11 protein-coding genes are annotated in these 13,707 nt (G+C 46.0%); 6 read left to right on the top strand and 5 right to left on the bottom strand.

Annotated features, from left to right (window positions below):
• Nucleotides 1-231: 231 nt before the first annotated feature.
• Nucleotides 232-3,849, top strand: coding sequence for an exodeoxyribonuclease V subunit beta (recB, locus tag AWH66_RS20565; protein ID WP_063604094.1), 3,618 nt, complete (start codon nucleotides 232-234; stop codon nucleotides 3,847-3,849).
• Nucleotides 3,849-6,014 carry an exodeoxyribonuclease V subunit alpha gene (gene recD / locus AWH66_RS20560; protein ID WP_063604095.1) on the top strand — a complete coding sequence of 722 codons (2,166 nt, stop codon included), beginning with the start codon at nucleotides 3,849-3,851 and terminating at the stop codon, nucleotides 6,012-6,014. The genes recB and recD overlap by 1 nt, the downstream gene beginning before the upstream one ends.
• Before the next feature lie 67 nt (nucleotides 6,015-6,081).
• Here the strand turns inward: recD and AWH66_RS20555 are convergent, their stop codons facing one another.
• Together AWH66_RS20555 and argA are read right to left on the bottom strand one after the other, a co-directional pair.
• Nucleotides 6,082-6,261, bottom strand: coding sequence for a hypothetical protein (locus tag AWH66_RS20555; protein WP_006071100.1), 180 nt, complete (start codon nucleotides 6,259-6,261; stop codon nucleotides 6,082-6,084).
• 198 nt (nucleotides 6,262-6,459) lie between these two features.
• Nucleotides 6,460-7,797, bottom strand: coding sequence for an amino-acid N-acetyltransferase (gene argA, locus AWH66_RS20550; RefSeq protein WP_063604096.1), 1,338 nt, complete (start codon nucleotides 7,795-7,797; stop codon nucleotides 6,460-6,462).
• A gap of 146 nt (nucleotides 7,798-7,943) precedes the next feature.
• On the opposite strand from argA, the gene AWH66_RS20545 reads away from it, so the two are divergent.
• The 4 genes from AWH66_RS20545 to csdE all read left to right on the top strand — a co-directional run bounded on the left by AWH66_RS20545 (nucleotide 7,944) and on the right by csdE (nucleotide 10,918).
• Nucleotides 7,944-8,390 (top strand): DUF2850 domain-containing protein, encoded by a 447-nt coding sequence (locus AWH66_RS20545; protein ID WP_063604097.1) that lies wholly within the window; start codon nucleotides 7,944-7,946, stop codon nucleotides 8,388-8,390.
• A 70-nt stretch (nucleotides 8,391-8,460) separates the two neighbouring features.
• Nucleotides 8,461-9,558 carry a murein transglycosylase A gene (gene mltA / locus AWH66_RS20540; RefSeq protein ID WP_063604170.1) on the top strand — a complete coding sequence of 366 codons (1,098 nt, stop codon included), beginning with the start codon at nucleotides 8,461-8,463 and terminating at the stop codon, nucleotides 9,556-9,558.
• 106 nt (nucleotides 9,559-9,664) lie between these two features.
• The gene (gene tcdA, locus AWH66_RS20535) at nucleotides 9,665-10,477 is read left to right on the top strand and encodes a tRNA cyclic N6-threonylcarbamoyladenosine(37) synthase TcdA (RefSeq protein WP_063604098.1); all 813 of its coding nucleotides are present in this window, start codon (nucleotides 9,665-9,667) and stop codon (nucleotides 10,475-10,477) included.
• Nucleotides 10,478-10,486: 9 nt separating this feature from the next.
• Entirely contained in the window at nucleotides 10,487-10,918 is a 432-nt protein-coding gene (csdE, locus tag AWH66_RS20530) for a cysteine desulfurase sulfur acceptor subunit CsdE (protein WP_063604099.1), read from the top strand.
• An 81-nt stretch (nucleotides 10,919-10,999) separates the two neighbouring features.
• Here csdE and csdA read toward each other — a convergent pair whose 3' ends face one another.
• From csdA to panE, 3 genes are read right to left on the bottom strand one after another with little or no spacing between them, the layout of a single operon-like run.
• Entirely contained in the window at nucleotides 11,000-12,199 is a 1,200-nt protein-coding gene (gene csdA, locus AWH66_RS20525; RefSeq protein WP_063604100.1) for a cysteine desulfurase CsdA, read from the bottom strand.
• Nucleotides 12,192-12,797 (bottom strand): DJ-1 family glyoxalase III, encoded by a 606-nt coding sequence (locus AWH66_RS20520; RefSeq protein WP_063604101.1) that lies wholly within the window; start codon nucleotides 12,795-12,797, stop codon nucleotides 12,192-12,194. Before AWH66_RS20520 ends, csdA begins: the two co-directional genes overlap by 8 nt.
• A complete protein-coding gene (gene panE, locus AWH66_RS20515) occupies nucleotides 12,790-13,683 on the bottom strand; it encodes a 2-dehydropantoate 2-reductase (RefSeq protein ID WP_063604102.1) in 894 nt (297 codons plus the stop codon). Before panE ends, AWH66_RS20520 begins: the two co-directional genes overlap by 8 nt.
• Nucleotides 13,684-13,707 lie beyond the last annotated feature (24 nt).

The raw sequence follows: 13,707 nt of genomic DNA, 5'->3' as shown, positions 1-13,707 counted from the left end.
TTTGGGAAGGCTGCGTGAGCAAGAAAGGGGGCGGCCGCCAGTATTTTTATAGTGTGTAGGGAGATTGCTGTGCGGCCAAGTAGGTCAGAGGGACCAGTTTCTAGGGCGCATAGTAGTGGGAGCAGATAATGAATTCCGTGAATGCGATCGCACCCTGTATAAATGATAGTTTCATCTTATTGATAGAATTAAAGAATTAAGCGTTGGATCACACAGTTGAGTTTAAACACCATGTCACAGAGCCATGAACCAATAGCGTTAGACACCATGCAGTTTCCATTGCACGGTGCAAGATTAATAGAAGCGTCAGCGGGTACTGGTAAAACATTTACCATTGCGGGCCTTTATTTGCGCCTACTTCTCGGTCATGGCAGCGACCAAAGTCGTCATAAACAGCCACTAACTGTCGACCAGATCTTAGTCGTAACGTTTACTGAAGCGGCAACGGCTGAGCTTAGAGATCGTATTCGCGCTCGAATTCATCAGGCTCGAATTGCTTTTGCGCGCGGTGATAGTGACGACCCGGTCATTAAACCTCTTCTAGATGACATCACAGATCATCGCTTTGCGGTAGATACTTTGCTTCAGGCAGAACGTCAAATGGACGAAGCGGCGGTGTACACCATCCACGGTTTTTGCCAAAGAATGCTGACACAAAATGCGTTTGAGTCTGGATCTCGATTTAATAATGAATTCATCACCGACGAAAGCCGACTAAAAGCTCAAGTGGTCGCAGATTTTTGGCGCAGTCAGTTTTATCCTCTGGGGTTGGAGCTTGCAAGTGAAGTCCGAAAGCTATGGGCGACGCCAAATGATCTACTCCAAGTCATTACCAGTTACCTGACAGGTCCGGCGCTGTCGCTAACAAATGTCGATGCTTGCAGTGATATTACCCAGCTTCATGCACAGAATTTACAGCGAATCCGAACCCTTAAATCGGAATGGCAAGCGGTCGCTGACGACATTGTTGGATGTGTGAGTCAATCGGATGTAAACAAACGCAGTTACACTAAAAAGTCACTGCCGACTTGGGTTGAGGCGATTACTGATTGGTCTAAACAAGAAACATTGGACTACTACCTACCAACGCAATTAGAAAAATTTGCTCAAAACGTTCTTACAGAAAAAACGCCAAAAGGCGACGCGCCAACGATGACGATCTTTACTGAGATTGAAGCCTTCTTAGCACAGCCACCTGAGCTCAAAACCTCGTTGTTGGCATTGGCTATTCAGCATTGTCGTCAGCGATTGGCTCTAGCTAAGGAACAAAAGCAATGGCTCTCATTTGATGATTTGCTGACCCATTTGTCGGCGGCTTTGGACAGCGAATCTGGTGACAGTCTGGCGGAAAAAATCCGAACACAATTTCCGGTTGCGATGATCGATGAGTTCCAAGATACGGATCCGCTTCAGTATCAGATATTTAGTCATGTGTACTTAAGTCACGCCGGCTGTGGTTGGTTTATGATTGGTGACCCGAAACAGGCGATCTATGGATTTCGTGGCGCTGATATCTTTACTTATATACAAGCTCGAAACCAGGTACAAGACCACTATACGCTAGGTACGAACTGGCGTTCCAGCGAGAGTATGGTCAACAGCGTTAATGCACTGTTTAAGCAGGCAGATTCGGCTTTTCTCTACGATGATGACATTCCGTTTCATGCTGTCAATGCTAGCCCTAAAGCGAGTAAAATGCAGTGGCAGTTTAACGGTGAACATCAAGCGGCAATGCAGTTTTGGCTCCAAAACGCGGAATCCCCCGTTGCTAAAAGTGAGTATGTACCGACGATGGCAGCCGCTACCGCTCAGCACATCAAACAGGTGTTAACCCAGTCCCAAACCGGTAAAGCAGCGCTGATTAATGGCGACAAAAACGAAGCAATTGAAGCGGGCAATATCGCTGTGTTGGTGAGAACTGGTAGTGAAGGTCAGTTGATTAAACAGGCCTTGGCTGAGCGCGGTATCGCTAGTGTTTATCTTTCCAACCGGGATAGCGTTTTTACCAGCGAAATAGCTGATGACTTACTGCGTTTGATGCTAGCAGTTTGGCATCAAGACGATGAAAGAATGCTAAAAAGTGCGTTAGCCTCCCAGCTATTTGCTCTGCCTGCCGTTCAACTGGACAGCCTCAATAATGATGAAAATCTCTGGGAACAAGTGGTTGCTGAATTTCGTGACTATCGCCAACAGTGGATATCACGCGGTATTTTACCAATGCTGCGTTCAGTATTGTTTAAGCGAGAAATCTCCAACCGATTGTTGGCTACTGATGGTGGTGAGCGATTACTTACCGACTATCTCCACTTGGGCGAACTGCTGCAAGCAGCAAGACAAGATATGGAGAGCGACAGTGCATTACTACGCTGGTTGGGGCAAGCGATAGAGGATGCCAAGCAAGGATTAGGCTCTAGTGACGAGCATATTCAGCGTTTAGAGTCAGAGCGTAATCTCGTTCAGATTATCACTATTCATAAGTCAAAAGGTTTGGAATACGACTTGGTTTATTTGCCGTTTGTGGTGAGTTATCGAGAAGCGATGGAAGCCAAGTATTATGATGCCGAAAGCCAATCATCGGTACTCGATCTACGTCAATCGTCAGCCTCTTTGGCACAAGCCGATAAAGAGCGGCTTGCCGAAGATTTGCGCCTCATTTATGTGGCATTAACTCGTGCAGTTTATGGCTGTTTTATCGGGATGGCGCCACTGAGAAATGGCCGCTCAACCAAGGAGCCAACTGGACTTCATCACAGTGCAATAGGACATCTAATCCAAAATGGTCAAGAAATGGGAGTGAGCGAGTTAGGTTCCGCGCTCGATCAGCTTGCCAATGCTTCTCAAGCAATCGCGATCACTGAGGTGCCAGAGTTGGATGAGGAGCGCTATCAAGAGTTGGTACAACCAACCGAAGAGCTCGTCGCTAAAGATCAATCAATAGCCATTGATCGTGATTGGCGAATCACCAGTTACTCAGCCCTTGTAAAACAGAACCACCACTCCAACGATAGTGAAGTGTTTATTGAGGCATCTGGGCTAGATATCGATTCATCTGAAGAGCATGAAGTGGACGTGTTATTAGAGCCAGAAAAAACCATTTTTCATTTTCCTAAAGGAGCGCGTCCCGGCACATTTTTACATACCGTGTTTGAAGAAATCGAATTTAATGAGCCCGCGACTTCACCACAAAACAGCGAGGTCATTCGACAACTTCTTGAGCGAGAGCAGTACGATGCAGAATGGTTACCGGTGATTCAGCAACTTGTCGATCAGGTCATGAATACAGCGCTAGATGGTGAAGCGCTGTACTTAAGAGATAAGGACTCTACGCAACGTTTGGTGGAGATGGAATTTCTGTTGCCGATTGAGGTGCTCGATGCGGTGTCATTAAACCGTGTTATACAACGCTATGATGCGTTATCCGCTAAGGCAAGTGAACTGGGCTTTTACACCGTTAAAGGCATGCTTAAAGGTTTTATTGACTTAGTATTCGAACATCAGGGTAAGTACTATGTGCTCGACTGGAAATCAAACCATCTAGGCGATGAGATGGAGCGTTATCAAAAACATCAACTCGATAACGCTATGGTTGATCATCGTTATGATCTCCAATACCAGATTTATGCATTAGCGCTACATCGATTCTTGAAAACCCGTATCGCTGATTACGACTATGACCAGCATTTTGGCGGGGTGTTTTATCTCTTTTTACGTGGTGTTAGGCCTGACTCTGACTCCGGTATTTTTAGTGCTAGACCAGACAAAGCCATGATAGAAGCATTAGATGGGCTTATTTCAGGAGAGTCTTTGCAATTGGATGAGACAAATGAGCAAATGGGATTAGGGTTCTGATGGTAATGGTATTAAAAAACTTCTCCGAATGGGTCACGTATCTAGCGGAAAAAAGTGTCTTGAGACCGCTGGATTTTCAGTTTGCGAAGTTTATCTCTTCCATTGAGCAACAGCATCGAGATCCGTTGATGTGGTTAGCTGCGGTTACAAGCTACCAATTAGGTCAAGGGCATATTTGCGTCAACCTTGATGCAGATGAGCAAGTCTCCCTGCCGATGCCAAGCTTGATCGGTTTATACGGTGAAGCTGCTGAGTCGCTAGAGTGCATGGTGAATCAAGTCGATTGGCAAAAGGTAATGACGGAAGCGTCTACGGTTACCTGTTTGTCTCCAAACGACATGATGACATCGGCGGTCACGCCATTGGTTTGGCAGCAAAATAGATTATATCTACAGCGTTATTACTACTTTGAACAGACAATCGCTACTCGCCTCCATGCCATGGCTGAACCGATTTCCATTGAGAGAGATGCGCTGCAAAGCGTCGCAGAGATGTTAGATCGCTTATTCTCGCGTGAGTACCATTATCTTTATTCTGCTTTGTCTGCGCTACCCGCAGAGCAGAATAATCAGGTTATGCGTCAGCAAGTTATCTGCGATTTTCTCGATGTGGTTAAGGTGGAGCCTATCGACTGGCTATATGTTGATGACATAGTCACGCAAGCGACAAACGTCAAAGCACTTCAAGGTTTGGATGATGCTGTTCCATTATCTCTGTGTTTAAACTGGCAAAAAGTGGCAGCCGCAGTTGCGCTTACTCGTCGATTCGCCGTGATATCGGGTGGGCCTGGTACTGGCAAAACTACTACAGTAACTAAATTGTTAGCCGCGATGGTGCATCAGGCGAATCAAGCCGGTGAATCACCTTCAATTAAGCTGGTAGCGCCAACCGGGAAAGCGGCAGCTCGTTTGACTGAGTCCATAGGTAAAGCGGTCGACTCGTTAACAGTGGAGCCGGAAATAAAGCAGCAAATTCCAACGGAGTCGAGCACGCTCCATCGCTTGCTCGGTGCAATCCCTGGTCGCGTTGAGTTTCGACATAACAAAGCTAACCCACTGCATTTAGATGTGTTGGTTCTCGATGAAGCGTCTATGGTGGATCTGCCCATGATGCATCGTTTATTGGATGCCTTACCAGCGCATGCTCGACTTATTCTTCTTGGAGACAAAGACCAGCTAGCCTCAGTGGAAGCCGGGGCAGTGTTGTCGGATATTTGTGACTTTGCTCAGTTTGGTTACAGCAGTCAGCAAAATGATTTGATTCAAGCGTTAACGCAGTTTGATTGCCGATTAGCTGGCAAAGTGGAATCTTCAAAATCCGCCTCAGCATTGGTTGATAGTCTTTGCGTGCTACAAAAAAGCTATCGTTTTGATGCAAGGTCTGGCATCGGTCAATTGGCTAAGCAAGTTAATTTGGCAAACAGCTATGGTTTTGATCAGGTCTGGAACAAAGCATTTGATGATATTGAATGGCTAGCTTTGAGTGCGGATAGCTATCAACAGTTAGTTGATAAGCTAGTACGCACATACAAAGAATACCTTGCGTTATTGCTGCGCTCCAATCCGCAAGAAGAACTACAAAGTGCTGAAGCTTTGTCACATTGGCAGCAGCGTTTGGCGAGAGAGGTTCTCTCCAGTTTTGCCCAAAGCCGGTTATTGTGTGCGGTTCGCGAAGGCGACTTTGGGGTTTCAGGGCTTAATCAGCGAATCGAAAAACGTCTAAAGCAACGCGGGCTTATCTCCCGTGGTGACGAGGCGTGGTATATCGGCCGCCCTGTGATGGTGACGAGAAACGACCATGGTCTTGGCTTATTTAACGGTGATATAGGCATTTGTATGTGGGACTATTGCGCTGAGACACCAAGACTGAAAGTATTTTTTGAATTGCCTGATGGTAGCATTAAGTCTGTGCTGCCGAGCCGCATGCCAGAGCATGAGACGGCTTATGCGATGACGATTCATAAGTCTCAAGGCAGTGAGTTTTCTCATACGTTTATGATTTTACCGACCGACTTCTCGCCCTTGTTGACTAAAGAGCTAATCTACACTGGCATTACCCGAGCGAAAAAACAGTTCACTTTGGTGGCAGATCAACGAGTCGTGAATCGAGGTATTCGCCATAAAACGTTACGACATAGTGGTTTAGCGAAGCGATTAGCGAATTAAAGCGTGAGAAAGAGGGGGATGCAGTGAGTGGTTTTCCACCATCCATGGCGGTAGATGTCCAAAGCCTTTAGTTAAAGACTTCTGAATACGTGATTTGGTTGATTCGATACTGCTGTTGGTATATCTTCATTAGAGACTTTACCTTGTCGGTTACCGGAAACACGCAATGGACATTGTGTCCTTCTAAGAACTGGTTTTCAGCCATATCCCAGAAGCTCTGAATGGAATTGCAAATAACTGTACGCATAGATGTCACTCTTAAAGTTGTCGTGGCACACCTAGCTATCCTTGCACTCCCCAAAAAGCGCTATGTATTTGGGAGTCCCATCACAAAAATGCCTGTGATTTGAGCGAATTTTAGACAGTAATCTTTGAGAAGTAAAATAATTTGTGAGTTTTATTGATAGCAATCGATTTCATAAAATCGACTGCTATCGAGTCATGATTAAACTGCGACGGACAAGATCTTTGATTTGCGTTGTAGGTTGTACAAATCTTGTTTTGCCATTGGTAGGGCCTCTACACCGATCTCTAAAAATCCTTGTTCTCTAAACCAGTGTAAACTGTGAGTGGTTAGCACAAAAATCTGCTTTATTCCTTTCATCTTTGATTGTTGTTTCATGTGGCTGAGTAATAACACGCCACGGTTGCCATCACGATAATCTGGGTCGATTGCGACACACGCCATTTCTGCCATTTTCTCATTTGGATATGGGTAAAGTGCTGCGCAACCAATGATTAATCCATCTTTTTCGATGATAGTGAATTGATGGATCTCTTGTTCAAGTTGTTCACGGGAGCGACGAACTAAAATACCTTTCTCTTCAAGCGGGCGAATCAGATCAAATATACCGCCAATATCATCAATATCCGCCTGACGAACTTGTTCGGCACTGGCCATGACTATCTGCGTTCCGATACCGTCGAGGGAGAATAACTCTTGTATCAACGCACCATCAATTTTATAGCTGATAAGGTGGCAGCGGGGAACGCCCGCTCGACAAGCCGACTGAGCGCCGCGCAAAAAACGTAACGTACCGCTACTTTCTCCCTCGCTGACGCGTTCTTTGTCCTCGAACTGCTCGATAAGTTGATTGACCTCGGCAGGGAATAGTTCTGCGATAGCATTTCCATTGTCATCCAACACACCTTGCTCGGAACAAAAACCAATTAATTTATCGGCATTTAATTTTATTGCGACTTGGGTCGCCACTTCTTCTGAGAGAAGGTTAAAAGTTTCGCCTGTGACAGAGCCTGCAACCGGACCAAGGAGTACGATAGAACCTTGGTCGAGTACTTGGTTGATGCCTTGTATATCGATACGACGAACTCGTCCACTGTGACAGTAGTCGATGCCATTATCGACCCCAAGAGGTTGGGCGATAACAAAGTTGCCACTGATGACGTTAAGTTGATTGCCAGCCATGGGAGTATTATTAAGGCTCATAGACAGGCGAGCGGTGATGTCGAGTTGCAATCTTCCTGTTGCTTGCATCACGTAATCGAGACATTTTTCCGTCGTGACGCGTGTTCCTTTGTGGTAAGGACAATGGCAATCATTTTGCTCCAGTAGTTGGTTTATCTGTGGTCTCGCGCCGTGGACGAGAACTAGTTTGACACCGAGACTGTGCAGTAAGGCAATGTCGCTGACGATATTGGTGAAGTTTTTATCGGAAATCGCTTCGCCACCTAACATAATGACCATGGTCTTGTTACGGTGTGCATTAACATAAGGTGTGGACTGCCTAAATCCTTTAACTAAGGCGGTACTACGAATCTTCACGCGGCTTACTCTTGGTTTATTTATGTTGAAATAATGACTTTTTATTCAGTGTTGCGCAAGGTTTAATTTGCGCAGTTTAGGTGATGAGTTGCATGATTGGATTTGCGGTGACAATATGTCGCTGTCGATAAGTGGTAAGGCTTGGTATGAGTAGTGGTAAGCAAAGCGGTGCAGTCGGAATCAAAGTAAAGCCGGCAGCAAGACTAAAACCCAATAAGTGGTTGGAACGAACCTTAATCGTGCTGGCGTTAGTCGGCAGCTTAGCCGTATTGGGATTATATCAAGACTTGTATGACCGTTATCAATCTCATGCTAATCCGAAACAGGCCGTGTACGGTGTTTGGTATGAAAGAGATGCGGCCCCTTTTGCTAGAGACTCGTTCGAACTCACTCCTGATAAAGTGGTTATCGATAACCGAGTAGTTGCGACAGATTTTGAGCTTACTCGTGATGAATTGTCATTCTATGTTGGTCCTACCTTGTATCGTTATCACATTCTTAATGAAGCTAAAACGGAATTGAGGCAATTATCACCGACTCATTACAATCCCATCTTTGTTTTGTCAGGAAAACACAAAAACAACCTACTATAACGTTCGGTTTTATTGCGCTTTTTTAAAGAGTTTGCCATCCTGAATGCACCACAAATAAGGGATGACTAACTTGATCAAACGTATTCTGCCTCTCGCCTCTGTATTGCTCGTATTTGGCTGCGCACAAACTGACCGCGCTCAGCAATATCAAGATGGCGAATTTACCAAACTGCTTAACAAGACCGAAGTTATCGAGTCGAACCAACCTAGAAACTTCAACTCTTTTGCAAATCAGGCGGATGAGGTGATTAAGAAGTCACCGTCGATGGCCAAAGTCTATCAGCCTTTGTATGAACAACTAGAGGCCTGGGCGATCCAAAGTGGCGATCCAGCGCAACTGGCAAATTTTGGTGTGCAAGCGGCCCAATTAGGTGGCGGCGATAACAAAGGTAATGTGTTATTTACTGGCTATTTTTCACCAGTGATGGAACTGCGTCACAAGCCAGATGAAACTTTCCGTTATCCTGTTTATGCCTTACCCGATTGTTCGCAAGACTGCCCAACTCGTGCTGAAATCTACGGTGGTGCGCTTAACGGTCAAGGTTTAGAGCTTGGTTATGCAAGCAACCTGATTGATCCATTCATTATGGAAGTGCAGGGCAGTGGTTTTGTTCATTTTGAAGATGATGACACGCTTGAATATTTCGCCTACGCGGGCAAAAACAACAAGGCGTACGTGAGCATCGGACGTGTGCTTATTGAACGCGGTGAAGTACCAAAAGAAAAGATGTCGCTTAAAGCCATCAAAGATTGGGTGATGCAGCAAGATGAGCAAACAGTGCAAGAGCTACTGGAGCAAAATACGTCGTATGTCTTCTTCCAGCCTCAAGATGCGGCACCGGTGACGGGTACGGCTGGCATTCCATTATTACCAATGGCGTCGGTGGCGGGTGATCGCTCTGCATTTCCAATGGGAACACCAATCTTAGCAGAGGTACCACTGTTGAATGCGGATGGTACGTGGAGTGGTGCCCACGAATTGCGTCTATTGATTGTGCTTGATACCGGTGGTGCAGTAAAAGGAAACCACTTCGACCTATATCATGGGATGGGTGACTTTGCGGGTACACAGGCTGGCCACTATAAACACTTTGGTCGAGTTTGGAAGCTTGGTCTAGAGAACTCAGCGACAGAGAGTCCCTGGGCATTGCCACCTGAGAAAAAGTAACACCGAGAAAATAGTACGAGCGCGTTTCGTACATAGTTGACCTTTTTACTAAGAGTGCGTATAAATCGCACTCTTTCTTTTTTCTCCGAGACAAGTTAGGTAACCCATGCGAGAACTTAACCAACCAGCTTCTGATAGCTACAATCAAAGATTTGGCGGCACGCGCAGACTATACGGCAACAGTGAGGTCGAGATCTTACGTGCGGCGCATGTTTGTGTGGTAGGAATTGGTGGCGTGGGTTCATGGGCGGTTGAAGCGCTTGCAAGAACTGGCGTGGGTGAGCTTACTCTTATCGATATGGATGACGTATGTGTGACTAACATTAATCGTCAAATCCATGCGATGTCAGGCACTGTAGGTCAGAGCAAAATTGAAGTCATGGCTGAGCGGGTAAAATTGATTAACCCCGAGTGCAAAGTGAATTTAATTGATGACTTCATTACAGCAGATAATGTCTCGGAATACATCAGTAAAGATTTTGACTATGTGCTGGATGCCATTGACAGCATTAAACCTAAGGCAGCGCTGTTGGCTTACTGTCGTAGCAACAAAATCAAAGTGGTGACCACTGGTGGGGCTGGTGGGCAGACCGATCCAACACAAATTATGGTGGCGGACCTGACAAAAACGATTCAAGACCCATTAGCTAAGAAACTAAAAGACACTTTGCGTCGCCATCACAACTTCAGCAAGAACCCTGCACGTAAGTTTGGCATTGACTGCGTATTCTCTACAGAGCAGCTTAAATACCCTCAAGCTGATGGTTCTGTCTGTGGAGTGAAGTCCACGGCGGAAGGTCCAAAGCGTATGGATTGTGCAAGTGGTTTTGGCGCGGCTACGGTAGTGACTGCGACATTTGGCTTTGTTGCTGTGTCTCGCATCGTTGAGAAACTTATTCAGAAATACGCGCAGAAATAGAGGCGGCTTATGTCATTAGATAACAACAACCCATTTGGATTGGAAATCAACGCACAAGATGTTGTTGACGCTATGGCTCAATTTAAAGGTTGGGAAGACCGCTATCGACAGGTCATTCAGTGGGGCAAGAAGTTGCCAGCATTGGATGAATCCCTCAAGCAGGATCAGGTTCTAGTTGCTGGCTGCGAAAGCTCAGTATGGTTAGTACTGAGCCAGCAAGAAGGTAAATGGCAGATTCAGGCAGATTCTGATGCGCGAATCGTTCGTGGCTTGATCGCCATCGTTTTGGCCGCCTTCAATGGTAAGACATCGGAGCAAATATTGGCGTTTGACTTGGATGAGTATTTCGCACAGTTAAATCTTATCAATCATCTTAGTCCGTCTCGCGGTAATGGCTTGAAAGCCATTGTTGACGTCATTAAGTCTAAAGCGTCAGAGTAATTGATTATAAATAAGGTCGACTCACATTCGTTAGTCGACTTTGTTATTGAAGCTATGTTATTAGAGCTTAGGGCGTTATCGCTACAGCATATCCACCGCTTTGGTTAGTGCGGTAAGAAATTTCTCTACATCTTCTTTTGTGTTGTAAATAGCAAAAGATGCTCGAACTGTTCCCTTCACACCAAGCGCATCCATTAATGGGTGAGCACAGTGGTGACCTGCTCTTACTGCAATGTTCTGTTGATCTAACAGCGTGGCGATATCTTGATGGTGAACGCCATCCATCACAAAAGTGATGACGCTTGCATGCGGTTGATAACCGATGATGCGAATATCCTCTATAGCGCTCAACCCCTGAAAAGCTAGGTGTTGTAGGTCACTGATGTGACTCTCCATTAGTTGGCGGTCATAGCTTGATAGCCAGTCTATGGCACAAGCTAGTGCTAAGGCCCCAGCCACGTTCGGAGTCCCGGCTTCAAACTTTCCGGGTAGTTGGCTAAATGTGGTGCCTTCAAAAGAGACTTTCTCCACCATTTTGCCTCCGCCATGCCAAGGTGGCATAAACTCCAGCAAGTCTAGCTTGCCATACAGCACTCCAATGCCAGCCGGAGCATACAGTTTATGGCCTGAAAAGACATAAAAATCAGCATCCAACGCTTGAACATCAGTTGGCAGATGAACAATACCTTGCGCACCATCGACCACTAAAATAGCATCGGTATGAGTGCGAGTCAGTGCCCCAATCTTATCTAAAGGTAGGACAGTTCCAGTTACATTGGTGACTTGAGTTGTAGCGACAATTTTTGTTTTGGGGCTAAGTAGCGCCTCAAATGCTTCCAAATCAAAATGGCACCCTGCCGTGATTGGGATCTTAACGACCTTTGCGCCGGTTTGCTCAGCAACGATTTGCCAGGGGACAATATTCGCATGATGCTCCATTTCGGAAACCAGGATCTCGTCACCAGGTTGTAGGGTGTTTCGAGCATAAGTTTGCGCGATAAGGTTCAGTGCTTCGGTTGCCCCTCGTGTCCAGATGATCTCTTTACTGGAAGCTGCATTAATAAAGCGTGCCACGGTTTCTCGAGCCGCTTCAAAGCGCTCGGTTGCAACCGCCGTGAGTGAATGGGAACCACGATGGACATTGGCGTTTTGGTTACCATAATACTGAGTGATGCAGTCGATTACGGCTTGCGGTTTTTGTGTCGTTGCCGCACTGTCCAGATAAACCAAATCGCCATCAATAGCTGGGAACTGGGCCCGAATGTTGAGTAGCTCACTCATCGTATTTACCCATTTTATGGTAGTGAAGGGTTGGGTTGGTGATCATAGGTTCAGCCACTTGCCAGGCTTTTTCTTTACCACATAAGGCGATGATAATTTCAATCGCAAATTCGAGGGCGGTTCCTGGGCCTTGGCTTGTGATAAGGTTGTGGTTGACGTCAATCGTCACTCGTTTACTGCGCCAGCGGTTTTCTGGGATATGTGATTGAAAACTCGGGTGACCTGTCATCAGCGCATTCGGGTAAAGCTGATGATGTTGCAGTACCAAGGCTGGAGCAGCGCAGATAGCGCCAACCAGCTTGCCGTCGTATTGATGTTGGCGAACCATTTCAACTAATAATGTGCTGTCTCGAAATGTTTCGGCGCCGCCTACACCGCCAGGTAAGGCGATAACATCGAACTCTTCATCGGCAACATCGACTAGCCTGCAATCTGCAGTCAAGGTGACACCACGTGACGCTTTCATCGTCAGCGCGCCATCAAATGCAGCGCTGGCGACGGTCACGTTGAAACCTGCACGTACCATAATGTCGATGATGGTAATCGCTTCCATCTCTTCGGTGCCTGGCGCTATGGGAACAAGGATTTTCTTAGTCATGTTGATTCCAACTTGATTCGATCTGTTTAATTTGATGATACAAGGCTAGGTTGGTGGGAACAGCAATACCGTATCGCTTGGAAATAGAGACCACATAGCCGGTAATAAAATCAATTTCGCTTTGTCTTTTATTATAAATGTCTTGATGCATGGATGAGTAGTTTTGCGCAGTGGCATGGATGACTTTGTAGACGGTGTCCAACATCTCTTCTACTTTAAGATCCACTCCCACTTGGTTCGCACACTCAGTTGCTTCGCACACAATCATGGCGATCTGTTGCTGATAATCTTTATGAGCTAGTCCACCATTTTGACAGTTATTGATAGCTGTTAATGGGTTTATGGCACAGTTAATAACAAGTTTGCTCCATAGCGCAGTTTGAATTTCAGAATTCCAAGCTACTGGCTTGAAAGCATGGTCGAGAACGTCGGTGACAAAGGAACAACGTGAACCTTTGTCATTCCAGGCCCCAATAAAGGTCTGTCCAAGGCCGGTATGGCGTATTTGTGAGCTTGATAGTTTAAGCGCGCCGTGAGTAGAAGTACCAAGTAACACTGGATGGTGATTAATGGCGGTTTCTAGGTGCTCAACGGTGCCCATACCATTGTGAAGAAAGAGCAAGATGGTATCGCTATTTAAATGTTCAAGTAGTGGCTTTAAAGCCAATTCCACTTGCCATGCTTTCAATGTAACGATAACAAGATCACTCGCTTTAAATGAGGTGACATCGCAATTGGGGAATTGGATAGCACTGCCACCATCTAGCTCGATGACTACGATATCTTGAGGAGAACGCCCCCAAACCGAAACTCGATGCCCTGCCTGATGAAGCTTATAAGCGTATAAAGAGCCAATGGCGCCGGGGCCCAAAATAGTAATATTCACAATAGCTATGTAATCGTGGAAAGA

The sequence above is a fragment of the Vibrio barjaei genome, from assembly GCF_001639065.2.
GTDB classification, from domain to species: domain Bacteria; phylum Pseudomonadota; class Gammaproteobacteria; order Enterobacterales; family Vibrionaceae; genus Vibrio; species Vibrio barjaei.
The sequence above is the reverse complement of the archived record's forward strand: the minus strand, read 5'-3'. Positions and strand labels throughout refer to the sequence as shown.